We start from the raw sequence: 15,042 nt of genomic DNA, 5'->3' as shown, positions 1-15,042 counted from the left end.
AATTTAGCGCGAAATTTGCTCAACAAATTGGCTTACCAATCTCACCACATCGGCTTCACATTCACGGTGAGGCACATGATGGGTATTCGCCAGTATTTCGCAGTGCGCGGGGCCTTTAAGGTGTCGCACAATGCTTTCCGGTTGCCGACGAGAACCATACTCATCGTTTGCGCCATGAATGACCAGACTAGGGCACATGACGCGCTCAAGCGCGGGCACTAGTGACCAGGCTTCAAACGCTGGATTCAGCCATGTATCTACCCAGGCATTGAGCACCCAGCGGGCTTTATCGCCGTGATATTTTGCCAGCTTAGCAAGCTGCTCTGGTGCCTGAAATGCGACCTGGGCTTCTACGATACCGCTTCGCGTGCGCTGTTCATTAAAGGCCTGCGCAGAAATAGTGACTAAACCATCGCAATCATCGGCGTAAGCACCCGCACACTGAACGGCCATACAGCCACCCACACTGTGCCCCATGGCGATAAAGCGCTCTACGTCTAAAGCATTGCGAAGCGCTGCAAACCCTTGATTGGGCTCATCATCGATAAAACTTAACGGCAGAATATCGTTACGCGCGGCAGATAGGCCAAAACCAACACGATCATAAGCGATCACGCGGCGCTGGGTGGCGATGCATAGCGCCGCAGGAAAACTGCGCCATAGCGCAACGCAGCCTAAGGAGTCATGCAGCAGGACGATGGGACTTTCAGGCATTTGCGTATTGCTTGGCTGCCAGATGCGCGCAAACAGGCGGCCATCGGGCGCATCGATCCACTGATCATGCTGCTCAAAAGAGGATAAGGCTGAGTTCGTCATTAGCAGCTACGTGATTGTTATTAGTTGACGATGAACATAGCACGCCAGCGCGGTGGCTCCAATGCTTGCCAGTGGGTGCCGGTTGGATTGCCAGGAATGCTTCTTGAGACTAATGCTGCGATGCAGCAAAAAACGACTATACTAGAGAGGCTGTCCCATCAGGAGGGCCACATAATGACATTGCTAACGCCACACCCTGCGCGCGATAGTGAAGTTCTAGCATTCTGGAACTTAAACGCCCAGTGGCATCGTGCCGCCGCCGAAGCGCTGACAGCCTATTTAGGCTAATTCAGCGGCTTTACCCCCCTAAGACCAAAAGATAAGCCACAAAGCCGGAATAATTTCCGGCTTTTTTTGGTTTTATGAAAACCTTTTCCATTCAATAGCATAATAGCGCTGAAGCACTCGTTGTAAGCCAATGCTTACACAAAATAGCCGATCACCTACGCCTTTTAGACTATCCCAGGCCTCTAAAAGCCCCTACTATCGTGCCCAATAGCAAAAATGCTGCTACGCACAATACAGGCTATATAGCCAAATATTTCACGCATTTCTGTCATGCATCTATGACTTATGCCCCCCCCCTTAAAAAAAGAGTGAACGCCATGCAACATTCAAACGCCCAAGCTCAAACATTAAACGACGATGTTATGGAAGTATGGGCACAGCGAGCTAGGCAGCAACTTGCCGCCCTTAATGCTATTAAGGATTTCCTGCGCTAACGCAGCCGTTTTCGGCCTGCTTCAGACACACAGCGCCTCTTATTAACGAGGCGCTTTTTTATAGCCAGTTTGTTTCTGGGGCGTCGGCACTGCCAAGCTGAGCAAGGTAGGTATCTTGCAGAATATACATGCGCTTTACATCGCGATATTTGCCGTTAATAAAGAACTCCTGAACCAGCTGGCCTTCCTCAATAAAACCGCTTTCTTCGTAAAGATGGATCGCTTTGACGTTTTCCACCGCAACGATGAGGTACACCTTATGCAGGTTTAAAATGGTGAAAGAGTAGTGCAGCGCCTGTTGAATTAATGACCGGGCAAAGCCTTTACCCTGATGATCTGGTGCAATGATAATTTGAAACTCACCGCTGCGGTGGATGTAGTCAATCTCGATCAGCTCTACCAAACCAATCGCGTCACTATTGCTATCCTCTGCCACAAATCGCCGTTCAGCGTTGTCATGAATATGCTTGTTATAAAGCTCCTCTAGCTCGTCAAATGACTCGTAAGGCTCTTCAAACCAGTACGACATAATACTCTGGTTATTATTTAACTCATGAACAAAACGCAGGTCGTTGCGCTCCAGTGCGCGTAAAGAAAGCGTGTGGCCCATCATTTCCCATCCTTATCGATAGCTCTCAATCATACGTATTTTGCAGCGGGTGTTAACAGCCGTCTTCCCGCGCAGCTAATTTAGCCAGACGCTGAAACGAAAATAGCGCTTTCAACGGATGCTCCCTACCCTCAATAAGCGCACGCAGCAACGTTGCGCCAATCATGCTATAGCTGATGCCATTACCGCCATATGCCATGGCAAAGTGTACGCGTGGGCCAAACGCCTCGTGAGGGCCAAAAAAAGGCAGGCCATCCTCTGTTTCAGCAAAGGTGCCGCCCCATGAGAAGGTGGGATTCATATCAAGCCTCGGCCATAGCGCTTCTATCTTACGCGCCAGGCCCGCGGCTTTCTCTTCAACCCGAGCATCGCGACGCTTGGGTATATCTTCATCGTCGTCGTCACCGCCAACTAACAAGCGGCCGTCGCCGGTGCAACGCATATAAAGGTACGGGCGCGCAGACTCCCACACCATCGTGTGGCGTAATTTCCCTAGTGCCTCAGGCGAAAGCGGGTCGGTGATAAAGGCGTAGCTGCTGCGATTGATCGCCACTTTATCAGGCAGCCAGGCCTGCGACTCATATCCCGCTGCCATAACTAAATACTCACATCGCAGCGTAGCTCCGTTAGTAAGCGTTAACGTTACGCCCTGCTCATCAGGCGCTATGGATTCCATTTGCGTGCGGTCATACACCTCCCCACCCCGCTCGACAACGGCATTAAATAGCCGATAGGCCATGCGATAAGGATCAATGCTGGCGGCCAGCTGAGTAAGAATCGCGCCAGGTGCATCAAAGCCGTATTCCGCGAATACGGCGTCACTGTCCAGCCATATGGCATCGAATCCGTGCTTTTGGCGCAGCGCCAGCTCCTCTTTGAGGGCTGCCACATCCTCTTCATGACTGGCATAGTAAAGGCTTTCCTGGCGCTCAAAATCTACGTCGCCTAGCGCCACCGCCAAGGTTTCAATCTCGCCAATGGCTTCGGCGCAGGCGCGGTAAGCGAGTACCGCATCGGCTTCTCCGTAGCGCTTGGCCAGATCGGTCATATGCGTATCTATTTCGTATTGCAGCAACGCCGTGCTCGCCGCGGAGCTTCCCCACCCCACATCACGCTGCTCAATGACCACCACGTGATGGCCGTGCCGACTAAGTTCATCAGCGATTAAGGCACCGGTAATACCGCCGCCAATCACCACAACGTCGCACGCATGATCATGGGTAAGCTGGGGAAATGCTGTCAGCAGACCATTCTTGATCGCCCAATAGGGATAGCCACTTTTTAGATCCATCGGGTTGCCTATGCTGGAGAGACTTGCAGTATGCTGTTAACCATAGGTGCTTCCTTCACAACTTGCTTGAGAAAACATATCTAAGTGACTGCCAGCACAAAAAAAAGGAGAGACGCATGATTGATTTACGCAGTGATACGGTGACCCGCCCCACGCCCGCCATGAAAGAGGCCATGATGGCAGCGCCGGTAGGCGACGACGTGTGGGGCGATGACCCAACGGTCAACGCCTTTCAAGCAAATCTCGCCGAGCTGGCGGGTGCTGAAGCCGCGCTGCTATTCCCTAGCGGCACGCAAAGTAACCTCGTCGCGTTAATGGCGCACTGTGAACGCGGCGATGAGTATATCGTAGGGCAGTCAGCCCATACCTATCGCTATGAAGGCGGGGGTGCGGCGGTCTTAGGCAGCATTCAACCACAGCCAATTGAAAACGCCGCTGACGGCACGCTGCCACTTGAGAAAATAAGCGCTGCCATCAAAGCTGACGATTTTCACTTTGCGCGCAGTAAGCTGCTCGCCTTGGAAAACACGATAGCCGGCAAAGTGCTATCGGCCGATTACGTCAGCGCAGCAACGAATTTGGCGCGTGAACGCGGGCTGGCAACACACTTAGACGGCGCGCGGCTGTTTAATGCCGCCGTCGCCACGAACACTACACTTAAGCAGCTCTGCGAGCCCTTTGACAGCGTGTCTCTATGCTTTTCAAAAGGCCTTGGAGCACCGATAGGCTCAGCCTTGGTAGGCTCACAGGCGTTAATCAATAAGGCACGCCGTTTACGCAAAATGGTCGGTGGCGGCATGCGCCAGGCAGGGATTATCGCCGCCGCCTGCCAGCACGCGTTGGACCATCACGTAGCTGATCTAAGCAATGACCACCGCCGCGCCGCACGCCTAGCAGAAGGTTTGGCGCAGCTGCCCGGCGTCGAAATCACTTCCCAGGCCACCAACATGGTATTCGCACGTTTCCCTGACGCTCATATCCAGCCACTTTCCGCCTGGCTTAAAGAGCATGGCGTGCTCATTGAGCTGCTTTACGCCACGCGTTTCGTTGTCCATCGCGATATCAATGATACGGATATTGATAAGGTTATTGCAGTGATGAACGCCTACTTTAGCCAGCATTAAATGACACCTCGTGGGGCTAGCGTGTTGACAAATCATTACAGCCGCCGCAGCCCCCACATAAAGTATGCGCCGCCAATCAAGGAGGCGACCAGGCCCGCCGGTATCTCATAGGGGAAAACCAGCTGACGGCCTACCCAGTCGGCCAGCACCATCAACAGCATACCGATCAACGCAGCGCCCAACAGGTGCTGCCCCGCGCGTGAGAAGCCGACTAAACGCGCCATATGTGGCGCCAGCAGGCCAATAAACGAAAGCGGTCCAACCACCAGTGTCGCACAAGCGGTGAGCAGTGCCACCAGTAACAACAGCGCCAAGCGAGCACGATTAAGCGTTACTCCTAACGCGCGCGCTGTTGGTGCACCCAAGGGCATGATATCCAGCCAGCGGTTAAACGGCAGCGTGACTAGCGCCAATACGGCCGCAATGCCCCCCACCACCACCGCATTGGTGATATCTACGTAGTAAGTAGAACCCGCCAGCCAAGCGATCACCTGCTGTCCACGCGGATCGCCGCCTGCCAGCATTACGCTACGCACTGCATCAAACAGCGCACTGATCGCAACCCCTGTCAGCAGTAAACGTTCAGGCAGAAAGCCGCTCTTGCGATTGATGCCCACCAGCACTAATAACGTTGCGAAAGCGCCCAGCGTCCCTACGCCCACTAACATCATGTTGGTGGGCGCTGGCAGCAGAAAAATCCCTAAAATCAGCGCAATAGCGCAGCCGCCGCTAATACCCAAGACTTCAGGGCTGGCCATGGGGTTGGCGGAAAGACGCTGGAGAATCGTCCCGGCAATCGCCAGCATCAAGCCGCTGGCGGCGGCGGCCATCACTCGCGGCAGGCGCCACTGCATCACATCCCAGTTATTGGGCACCAGCCAATACCAGCCGTCCACGCCCTGGCCAACAAGCAGCCCCAACACCGTGGCCCCCAATAGCGCTAACAGTAAGCCTGTTGCCAACCGGGAGGGTGCGGGATGACGGTGCACAAACACACTCGCGCTTTTCGGTGGCCGATCGCCCTGCAGTTTTAAGCGTGGAATTAGCCACATAAGCAGCGGTGCGCCTAACGCACCGGTGATGGCGCCAGTGGGAATCAACGTCGCGGCTATGCCCGAGAACTGCTGAAGAAGCAGATCCGTCGTGGCTAGCAGCACGGCTCCCAGGAGCGTCGACCAAAGCAAACGCGGGCCTAATTTCCGCGCCCCCGCCATGCGCACAATGTTAGGCGCGGCCAAACCGATAAAGCCAATGATGCCCACCACGCTCACAATGCTGCCGGTAATAAAAACGGCCAACCCCATTGCCGCAAAGCGCAAATAGGCAAGCGACACACCCAGGCTTTTAGCACTGGCATCATCTAACTCCAGCACCGCCAGGGGGCGCAGTAAAAACCACGCGGCCACGCAGCTGACGGCCAGCCGAGGCCAGAGTATCGCGGCGCCGTCCCAACCGTTTTGCGCCAGCGAACCCGCACCCCAAATAAGCAGCCCAGAAAGCGCCTCGTGGTTAAACAACAGCAGTGCCGTCGCCAGGGCGCCGAGATACAGATTGACCACCAGCCCTGAAAGTACGACCACCATAGGCGCTAACCCACGGCGCCAAGAAAGCAGAAATACCAGGCCAACCGCCAGCCCGCCGCCTACCAAGGCGACCCACTCGCGCCCGATCACCAGCAGCCCAGGTGCCAGCAATGTTGCCGTCATCAGCGCAAGGTTAGCGCCTGACGCCACTCCCAAGGTGGTCGGCGATGCCAGCGGGTTGCGCAGCACTTGCTGCATCAACACTCCTGCAAGCCCCAAACCGCCCCCGGCCAGTAGAGCCACAGAAAGACGTGGCCACCACGCGTAGTAAAGCAGCAGCTCGTTAACCTGCTCAAAGGAAGGTGCGGCCAGCGCACGCACCCCCACTATAAAACCGCCCTGCTCTTGCAACGCCATGTAAAGCAGTACGATCAGCGGCAGACTCAATAACAGGCAGGTTTTAGCTGGTGATAAACCGCGCTTAATACGGGTGCTGGGTGAAACGCCTAACATAATGGTTTATCCCGTGTAACAGCCAAACACATGGCGGTGAGCCGTGCGGAAAGCAGCGGGAATATCCGCACCGCTAATGGAAGAGGCATTTTCTGAGCCCTAGCATTCTCTAAACGTTAACAGCTGAATTAGAATACATAATTCTAAATGATAACGATTAGCGCTACAATTAATACCCTTTATCCGGCGAGTACACTTTATGGCCGCAAAACAAAGCTACCGCATTTTCGATATTACGCTCTTGCGCCGCACGCACGTCAGCGCATCGCTGGTTAGGTTCACGTTTAGCGGCCCGGACGTCAGCCAAATGGCCACCTACGCACCGGATCAGCGTATCAAGCTGTTCTTTCCCGAAGGTGGTGCCACGCTCGACCCGCTGTTTGAGATCGCCAAGCGCGCAGAGCATGACTGGTACAGCGCCTATCGCGCCCTGCCGGATGATCAGCGCCCTACTGCGCGCACGTACACTATTCGCGCCCTTCGCCCTGAGTGTGCCGAGGTGGATGTAGAATTCGTGCTTCACGGTGACACCGGTCCCGCATCGCGCTGGGCAACCCACGCATGTCCAGGCGACCGCCTAGCCATGACGGCCCCGGCTGCCGCTGCGGAAGGTCCAAAACTGGGTTACGAGTGGAAACCACCCCAGGGCGTGCGCCGCATTCTGATCATTGCTGACGAAACGGCCTTACCAGCGGCGGCGGGTATTCTTGAAAGCCTTGACGACCTGCCGTTGAAACCCAGAGTCGAGGCGCTGTTTGAAGTACCTCGCAGCGACGATGTTCAGTCGCTTCCTCACGCCACCGAACTGCGCTGGTTAGCCCGCGATGCTGAACCTGGCTGCCAACACGGTGAACGATTGATGCGAGCCCTGCACGATATCGATTTGCATCAAGAGATTATTGCCCTGGGCGGCACGCCCTGCACAGCGACGGCCACTGATAACCGCGTGGATGAGCGCAGCGAGGACGAAGATGAACCGCTTTGGGAGCCCGCCGTCGTCGACAATAGCGCGCCTTTATACGTTTGGATTGCTGCCGAAACTAAGGTCGCTATGCGACTGCGCCGCTACTTAATCAACGAGTGCGGACTGCCTAAAAAATATGTTACCAGCATGGGCTATTGGCGCCTGGGCAAGGCCAACGGTTAAAGGATCGCTGAGAACCATGACGCTGAATATTGATTCCCTCAGCACCGTGAATAGCATCACCCCGCGCTGGCGAGATAGCGTCACAGGCTTTGGATACATAAGCCGAACGCTTCATTGGGTAACCGCCGCGCTGGTGACGCTACAGTTTACGGTTGTACTCGCCTGGAAAGGGTTGGGCGAAAACGCCCTGACGCTGATGCTAGCGAGTATTGGGCCGCACGGATCCGTAGGCATTTTAATACTTCTCGTGACCTTAGTGCGCATAGGCTGGGCATGGCATAACCGACAGCACCGCCCGCCCCCGCCACCGGGAATAGGTGGCGTACTTGCCCGCAGTGTTCATCACGCCTTCTACGCATTGCTGATAGTACTACCTGCCATTGCCCTACTTCGCCAGTATGGCCGTGGCGGCGTATTACAGTTCTACGGCATGCAGATACTGCCAGAAGCAGAGCGCGACATCGCCTGGATGATGGCCCCTGCGGGGTTGCTCCATAGCCCGCTATCATGGCTACTGTTAGCGTTAGTCATCGGCCATGTGGCGATGGCACTGGTTCATCGTTTTTGGTTCAAGGACAAGATAGTGGCGCGCATGACGGGTTAATCAAACCGAGTGCATGGAAATTTTTATTGTCGTCACAAGGTTAAAAATGAGAACCATTAGCACTAGAATAGATTCCTTTATTGCTACCCCATCACCAGGAGTCATTCATGTTCGAGGTTAAGGGCGCTACCTTTGAAATAAATGGCAAACCGTTGCTTCAACCCATTGAGCATACGTTTGAGCAAGGTAAGGTCTACGGCCTGATTGGACATAATGGCTCAGGCAAATCGACGCTGATAAAGCTAATGGCGCAGCAGCAGGCCACTAGCCAAGGTGACATCCATTTTGATCAACGCCCGTTGAGCGACTGGGGTAATCGCGAGTTTGCTCGTCAAGTGGCTTATTTACCTCAGCATTTGCCAAGTGCCGAAAACCTGACCGGGCGTGAGCTCATCGCGTTTGGCCGTTACCCTTGGCATGGGCTACTGGGCCGCCATAGCCAGAAAGATGCTGACGCCGTAGAGCGCGCCATTGCGTTAACCCACACTGAAGATTTTGCCGACCGCCTGGTCGACACGCTCTCCGGCGGTGAACGCCAGCGCGTATGGCTGGCCATGCTACTCGCCCAGGGCAGCCGATTTCTGCTGCTCGACGAGCCATTAGCAGCGCTCGATATCGCCCACCAAATCGAAGTACTGGCGCTGATCCGCAAGCTGTGTGATGAGCTAAATCTTGGCGTTATTATCGTGCTGCACGACATCAATATGGCGTCGCGCTACTGCGATGAACTGATGGCCCTGCATAGCGGGCGCTTACTCGCCCACGGCACGCCTAGCAAGATGATGTGCAGCAGCACATTAGAGGCTATTTATGGGTTGCCCATGCAGGTCATGAAACATCCTAACGGAGAACACAATATCGCCGTTGCCCAATGACACGTTGCCTTCGCAACGGGCTATTAGCGTTGATCTGCCTGAGTTCTCTCTCTAATCAGGCTATCGCATCAACCGCTATTGTGACGCTGGACTGGACGATTGCCGAAACATTGATAGCTCTGGACAATCCGCCCGTAGGGTTAGCAGAGATTCCCCAGTATCAGCGCTGGGCCGGCGCCGAGCAGCTACCGCCAGGCGTTATTGACATTGGCCTTCGCGCACAGCCCAATCGCGAGTTAATCGCTCAACTAGCGCCCGATCATATTTTGCTTTCGCCACTGTATATGCGCCTAAGCGAACAGCTTCGTACCGTTGCCCCCGTCACCGCGCTAGACACCTACCAGCTCGGCGAGCCCTTGTGGCAACGCCTTGAGCGCACGACCCACACCTTGGCGGCGTTGATCGGCAGCGAGGATGCAGCGGTTGCGATGATCAATGGGTTAGAAACCTACTTGAACCAGCAAAAAACGCAGTTAGCAGAGCAGCCACCGCTACTCGTTGTGCAGTTCATCGATGCACGGCATCTGCGCGTGTTTGGCGAACACAGCCTTTTTCAAGCGGTACTTGAACGCTTGGGGCTGAGCAATGTTTGGCAGCATCCAACCAATCAATGGGGGTTTTCAACGGTGGCGCTAGAGGAGTTGCTGTCCTATCCCAATGCGGCCATTGTCGTCGTTGAGCCACTGCCCGCGGGGATGAGTGACCATTTTTCGGGTAATGCGCTGTGGCAGCACCTTCCAGCCGTGCAGGCAGATCGCATTATTCGCCTACCGGCAGTGTGGAGTTTTGGCGGATTTCCATCAGCAGCACGCTTCGCTGAGTTACTCAGCGAAGCGCTACTAGCTCGTTAAGCGAAATTCTTTAAAGGAAGCTTAAAAGTCTAATGCAGCAGAAAGCTTGACCGTACGAGGCTCGCCTTGAGTCAAATAACCGCCGGTCGCAGAAGCCCAGTAGTTCTCATCGGTCAGATTTTCGATATTGGCACGCAGGGTGAGCGTGTTCTGATTTAACGGCATGGCGTAACGAACCCCAAGGTCCCAGCGGGTCCAGGCGTCGACCTCAAGCTGGTTGGCGGGGTCTAGATACTGACTGCCGTTACGCACCGCGCGCCCGCTCAATGTCCAGCCCGGTGCCTGAGGAATATCCCACTCGCTGCCGACTACTAAGCGGTAGTTGGGCACTCCCACCGCGTCGTTGCCTTGATTAGCGCCGTTATCGGTGCGAACCAGCTCAGGATCAATCCACATGGCGCTGCTCAGCAAACGCACCCCCTCCACCGGCTCACCGTACACACTGAGCTCCACGCCACGATTACGCTGCTCGCCGTAATAGCCAAAAACACCGGTTTCAGCGTCAATAAAGGCATTGGGCTGCTCGATTTCAAACAGACTCAAACTGCCGCCGATAGTACCCAAATCTAGCTTAGCACCCACCTCGTTTTGCTCGGCCTCGACCAAACCAATGCTCTGGCCCGCGTTTACCGCTCTTGTTGGCGCGGTGTCGCCTGGCTGGAGCGCTTCAATGTGATTGGCGTAAAGTGACAAGCTATCTGTCGGCTTTACTACGATGCCATACACGGGCGAAAGGCGCGTATCGCTAAAGCGAGCATCAAAGTCGCCATCATAATCATAGTTGGTGACCTCGACCTCCTGGTAGCGCGCCCCTAGCGTGAAGAGCAGGCGATCATCCAGAAAGCCCAACGTATCGGAAAGCGATACGCCGTTGTTGCGGATACGGCTACGTAAATTGGGGTCATTCATATCTCCACCCGCAAAAGCAGGCTCGCGTACGGCAATGTCAGCCGGCCGGTAGATATTGGTAGGTAAGCCAGGCGAGGCTAATTCATAGGCCGACCGCGTGGTGCGATAAACGCTTGAATAGCCAAGGTCCAGCTGATGACTCACCGCACCGGTGTCAAACGCTCCGCGCAGACCCGCTTGGCCGCCAACGCTTTCCGCACGATAAGGAACGCGCAGCTGGCCAGTGGTTGCGTCACCCTGCGTATTGTTAACCGTTGACGATGCATAAAGCCCGCTTTCGCGCGTGTTATTGCCACCCAGTGCGGCATACGCCGTCCAGCTGCCGGTAATGTCGTACTCACCACGCAGCATCGCGAAATTGGTGCGCAAATCGGTATTCGCCCACTCTGGCGAATAGTTAGCATCCGCGGAGGGTGCATCGGGAACCGCCGTAAGACCCGCGCCAGCATAGACGACCGAACGGCCACCGTTGACGTTATGAGCTTGATGGCCAATATCTAACGAAGCACGGCCACGTTCACCGCGGTAATCGAGCCCAACCACGGCAGACGTTGCCCGCCGCTCTTCATCATTAATCGCGGTGTCGCCGCGGCCGCGTACGACGTTAGCGCGCACGCCAAATTGATTCTCATCGCCAAAGCGCCGCCCAACGTCTATACCACTTTCCACATAGCCGCTGCCCGTCACCCCGGTGGTTAGCCGCGTCAGCGGGGCATCCGCCGCTCGTTTTGGCTCAATGTTGATCGCGCCACCCACGCCCGAGCCACTGGGCGAAACGCCGTTAGCAAAGGCATTGGCGCCTTTAAACAGCTCAACGCGTTCGGCGATATTGGTCGCGATCACCTGGCGAGGCAATACGCCATAAAGCCCACCGTAAGAGATATCTTCACCATCCAGTTCAAAGCCACGAATCTGAAACTTCTCAGCATAGTTACCGTAGCCAAAACCACTTTGCACCGACGCATCGTTAATAAGCACATCGGCCAGCGTGTCCGCCTGCTGATTATCAATAAGCTCAGCGGTAAACCCAATGACGTTGAACGGCACATCGGCAGCATTACGCTGCCCCCAGGAGCCAATGCGCGCTCCGGCAGCTACTTGGCCACCGGCAAACGCAGGCGAAAGCGTATCACCGCGAACGGTCGCTTCACCGATCACCGTGACCGTATCAAGCGGGGCATTATTGCCGGAAGATGCTTGCGCCCACACCATCGAGGGCATCGGCAGCGCTCCCAGTAACACAAAGGTGAGCGTGCGCCAGGAAGGGGAAGACAGCGACATGAAGCGGGTTCCTCAGTATCGATAAAAAGCGAGCAACAAGTGCTAAAAATATAGCGGGAATGCAAATGCTACAGCAAAGCAAAATTATTTTCATTTGATATTAAAACGCATTTAATATACATCCCGACATTTAACTGAGATGTATTATCGTTTAAAGTAAGCACCTTGTTATCCACCCAGCGCCCCGTGTTGGAGTTCGTTTATGTCCCTCGCCCTGCGTCAGCCGCAAATCTTCGAACCTTCATTAGCCGCCTGCTACACAGGGCCGTTAGCCAACTTTACGCCGCCCCTTATTGGCGGCACGCCCCCGCGGGAAGCCTTTAGCACTGCCCGCTGGCGCGATGCCCATTGGCTGAAAGAGGATCTCGCCCGAATGGCGGAGCAGTACCCTGGCGGGGACCTGCGAGCAGTCGCCTCTATTTGGTCGAAGTGGCATTTCAGCGCGCTGGCACTGACGACGCTCGCGGCCAACCTGCTGCTTAATCGCGAACTGCCGGTGGGGCTGAACGATCTTCAGGTCATCCTTAACGACAAGGGCTGTACCTCACGACTATGGCTACCTCACGAAGGCACGCCATTAACGACCCACGCCCCATATGGTCGCTTTGCGACGTTAATCGAGCAGCACTGGACACCGCTAATTGAACAGCTAGCGGCCATTTCCGGCGCGGCGCCGCGGGTATTTTGGAGTAATGCAGGGAGCTACATCGATCATTTCATCAATGTGTTGGCGGAGCATCCGCTCGTCAACGCAGATGCTCTTGAAGCGGCCAAAGCACTGTTAGAAACACGCACCTTGGCGAACGGTAAACGCAATCCGCTCTTTCAACCGGTACGTTACGTTCAGCCTAACGGCAATGAAGGGGTAAAGCGGGTGCGCAAGCTGTGTTGCCTGCGCTACCTGCTGGAGGAATTAGGCACCTGCGGTACCTGCCCGCTTGAAGGCTGCAATATCGAGGCAAAAAAACGTGCCCGAACCAAGCAAGCCGCTTGTTAACTAAGCGGCTTTTATCAGAAAAACAGGCAAGCGATGGCCAGTTGATCTAGATATTAATCTGCGCTACCGCGTCGGCGCTAGCCAGCGCTCGCTGCTCGCCTTTAAGCTCACTTAGTTGTCCTTTCGACATTTCCAACAGCCGGTCGGCATGCTCGAAATAGCTATCGTCATGGCTGATAGCAAACACCGTGATGCCCATATCGCGCAAATGTGGCAGCAGTTCACGATAGAATAAACGACGGAACTGCGGGTCCTGATCGGCTGCCCACTCATCTAACAATAAGATTTCCCGCTTTTCAGCAATCGCGAGCAGCAGCGCCAGACGCTTACGCTGTCCTTGTGACAGCTGCGTATTAGTGACTCGATCTCCCTCCCACTGCAGTTTATGCTGCATTTGCAGCCGCTCTAACCACGTTGCCACCGTTTGTGGATCAGCAGCAAGCCCACCCGGGCCCATCGCTTGATCAAACTGATGGAAATCGGTGAATACGCTCGCAAAGCGCGCTCGAAAGGCGTGCCATTGAGCCGGCGTTAGCACCTGGCCATCCACCTTTATCTGGCCACTTTGAGGACGATAGAGCCCCGTTAATAGCCGCGCTAACGTTGACTTACCGCTACCGTTGCCACCAATCAGAAACACCTGCTCTCCGCGCTCTAGCGTCAGGCTGACTGGGCCTACGTGAAATCCTTCACCCTGCGCACTGGCCGGGTAGTGATAGCTAACGTCAACCAGCTCAAGCCGTTGCCAGGTGTGCAGCGAATCGTCGACGCTAAAGCCTGGCTGGTAGTCGGCAAGCTCCAGACTTGCCAGCTTATCAAAGGCCACCTGCGCGCTAATCAAGGTAGGCCAAGCGCCGATGGCTTGAATCAAGGGAGTGCGTAAAAACAGCAGCGCCAACGCAAACGTGGCGGCGACGGCAGGCGTTGCCCAGCCCAGCCCGTTAGCCATAAAGAAAACCACGCCAATGGCCCCAAGCATCATAATATTGGACCAGTTGCCGGCACTGAGATGATACGTATCGGCACGGATAATGTGGTAGAGATAATCACGGGCATTAGCGGTATAGGTTTCGTCGAAAAAGCGCTGCGCTCGATCGCGATTGAGCGCCAGTTCTTTGCGCCCTTCAATGGCCGATTGATAGTCTTTATATAAGCGGTCTTCACTTTCACGCACTAAGCGAAAATGGCGATAGACCCGCGACACCAACACCCAGCCCACGCCCATGGTGAATGCAATCCACAGCACGGTAATCACCACCATTTGCGGCGATAGCCAAGCCAGGTACGCGATTGAAGCAAGCGTTAAGGCCACGCCTTGAATCAACTCCGGCAGGCGCACAAAGCCAATGGTGATATTTCGCACATCGCTCGATAAACTCGCCAGCAGCGTTGAGTTGCCCAGTTGCTCCAGTCGCTCGATATCGCTATCCAGGATGCGCTTCACTAGGCGTGAGCGCAGGTCAAAGACAAAGTGATGCCCAAGCACGGTCAGCGCCAGCTGTGTCGCCAGCGTGATGGCGAGTAATAATGCCAATAAGCCCAAAAATTGCGGTAACGCGGCCAGGCTGCCTACTTCAATCAGCCGCTGATTAATAAACGCAATGACGCCCACCCCTAAGCCAGCACTTAACAGGCTCAAACCTATCGCGCCCAAAAATGGCCAGCGATAGTGACGAAGTACTAAGCGCACCAGCTCCATGGGAGTTTTCACCTTGTAAATAAAGAGCGCTGAAGTTTGACGTACTGCCCGGCGATGTCAATAAAGGCATCAAATCGCGC

General features: G+C 55.1%; 12 protein-coding genes. 6 read left to right on the top strand and 6 right to left on the bottom strand.

Annotated elements, in window-relative coordinates; translation table 11 throughout:
- Positions 1–3: 3 nt before the first annotated feature.
- The 3 genes from KUO20_RS03615 to KUO20_RS03605 form a co-directional block, all read right to left on the bottom strand.
- The gene (locus KUO20_RS03615) at positions 4–816 is read right to left on the bottom strand and encodes an alpha/beta fold hydrolase (RefSeq protein ID WP_235041546.1); all 813 of its coding nucleotides are present in this window, start codon (positions 814–816) and stop codon (positions 4–6) included.
- A 780-nt stretch (positions 817–1,596) separates the two neighbouring features.
- Positions 1,597–2,148 carry a spermidine N1-acetyltransferase gene (gene speG / locus KUO20_RS03610; RefSeq protein WP_235042410.1) on the bottom strand — a complete coding sequence of 184 codons (552 nt, stop codon included), beginning with the start codon at positions 2,146–2,148 and terminating at the stop codon, positions 1,597–1,599.
- Positions 2,149–2,200: 52 nt separating this feature from the next.
- A complete protein-coding gene (locus tag KUO20_RS03605; protein WP_235041545.1) occupies positions 2,201–3,439 on the bottom strand; it encodes an NAD(P)/FAD-dependent oxidoreductase in 1,239 nt (412 codons plus the stop codon).
- 116 nt (positions 3,440–3,555) lie between these two features.
- Between KUO20_RS03605 and ltaE the strand changes: the two genes are divergently transcribed.
- Complete coding sequence (ltaE, locus tag KUO20_RS03600) at positions 3,556–4,563, top strand: low-specificity L-threonine aldolase (RefSeq protein ID WP_235041544.1); 1,008 nt, start codon at positions 3,556–3,558, stop codon at positions 4,561–4,563.
- Positions 4,564–4,598: 35 nt separating this feature from the next.
- On the opposite strand, the gene fhuB is transcribed toward ltaE, so the two are convergent.
- Complete coding sequence (fhuB, locus tag KUO20_RS03595; protein WP_235041543.1) at positions 4,599–6,599, bottom strand: Fe(3+)-hydroxamate ABC transporter permease FhuB; 2,001 nt, start codon at positions 6,597–6,599, stop codon at positions 4,599–4,601.
- A gap of 199 nt (positions 6,600–6,798) precedes the next feature.
- Between fhuB and KUO20_RS03590 the strand changes: the two genes are divergently transcribed.
- The 4 genes from KUO20_RS03590 to KUO20_RS03575 all read left to right on the top strand — a co-directional run bounded on the left by KUO20_RS03590 (position 6,799) and on the right by KUO20_RS03575 (position 10,076).
- Positions 6,799–7,746 carry a siderophore-interacting protein gene (locus KUO20_RS03590; protein WP_235041542.1) on the top strand — a complete coding sequence of 316 codons (948 nt, stop codon included), beginning with the start codon at positions 6,799–6,801 and terminating at the stop codon, positions 7,744–7,746.
- Between the two features lie 16 nt (positions 7,747–7,762).
- Entirely contained in the window at positions 7,763–8,350 is a 588-nt protein-coding gene (locus tag KUO20_RS03585; RefSeq protein WP_235041541.1) for a cytochrome b, read from the top strand.
- A 107-nt stretch (positions 8,351–8,457) separates the two neighbouring features.
- On the top strand, positions 8,458–9,225 hold the full coding sequence (locus tag KUO20_RS03580) for an ATP-binding cassette domain-containing protein (protein ID WP_235041540.1): 768 nt from the start codon (positions 8,458–8,460) through the stop codon (positions 9,223–9,225).
- Positions 9,222–10,076 carry an ABC transporter substrate-binding protein gene (locus KUO20_RS03575; protein WP_235041539.1) on the top strand — a complete coding sequence of 285 codons (855 nt, stop codon included), beginning with the start codon at positions 9,222–9,224 and terminating at the stop codon, positions 10,074–10,076. The genes KUO20_RS03580 and KUO20_RS03575 overlap by 4 nt, the downstream gene beginning before the upstream one ends.
- 21 nt (positions 10,077–10,097) lie before the next feature.
- Here KUO20_RS03575 and KUO20_RS03570 read toward each other — a convergent pair whose 3' ends face one another.
- The gene (locus KUO20_RS03570; RefSeq protein ID WP_235041538.1) at positions 10,098–12,266 is read right to left on the bottom strand and encodes a TonB-dependent receptor; all 2,169 of its coding nucleotides are present in this window, start codon (positions 12,264–12,266) and stop codon (positions 10,098–10,100) included.
- 202 nt (positions 12,267–12,468) lie between these two features.
- Between KUO20_RS03570 and fhuF the strand changes: the two genes are divergently transcribed.
- Complete coding sequence (gene fhuF, locus KUO20_RS03565; protein ID WP_235041537.1) at positions 12,469–13,263, top strand: siderophore-iron reductase FhuF; 795 nt, start codon at positions 12,469–12,471, stop codon at positions 13,261–13,263.
- 46 nt (positions 13,264–13,309) lie between these two features.
- Here the strand turns inward: fhuF and KUO20_RS03560 are convergent, their stop codons facing one another.
- The gene (locus tag KUO20_RS03560; RefSeq protein ID WP_235041536.1) at positions 13,310–14,962 is read right to left on the bottom strand and encodes a multidrug ABC transporter permease/ATP-binding protein; all 1,653 of its coding nucleotides are present in this window, start codon (positions 14,960–14,962) and stop codon (positions 13,310–13,312) included.
- Between the last annotated feature and the right edge of the window lie 80 nt (positions 14,963–15,042).

This window comes from Vreelandella profundi (assembly GCF_019722725.1).
GTDB lineage: Bacteria > Pseudomonadota > Gammaproteobacteria > Pseudomonadales > Halomonadaceae > Vreelandella > Vreelandella profundi.
The sequence above is the reverse complement of the archived record's forward strand: the minus strand, read 5'-3'. Positions and strand labels throughout refer to the sequence as shown.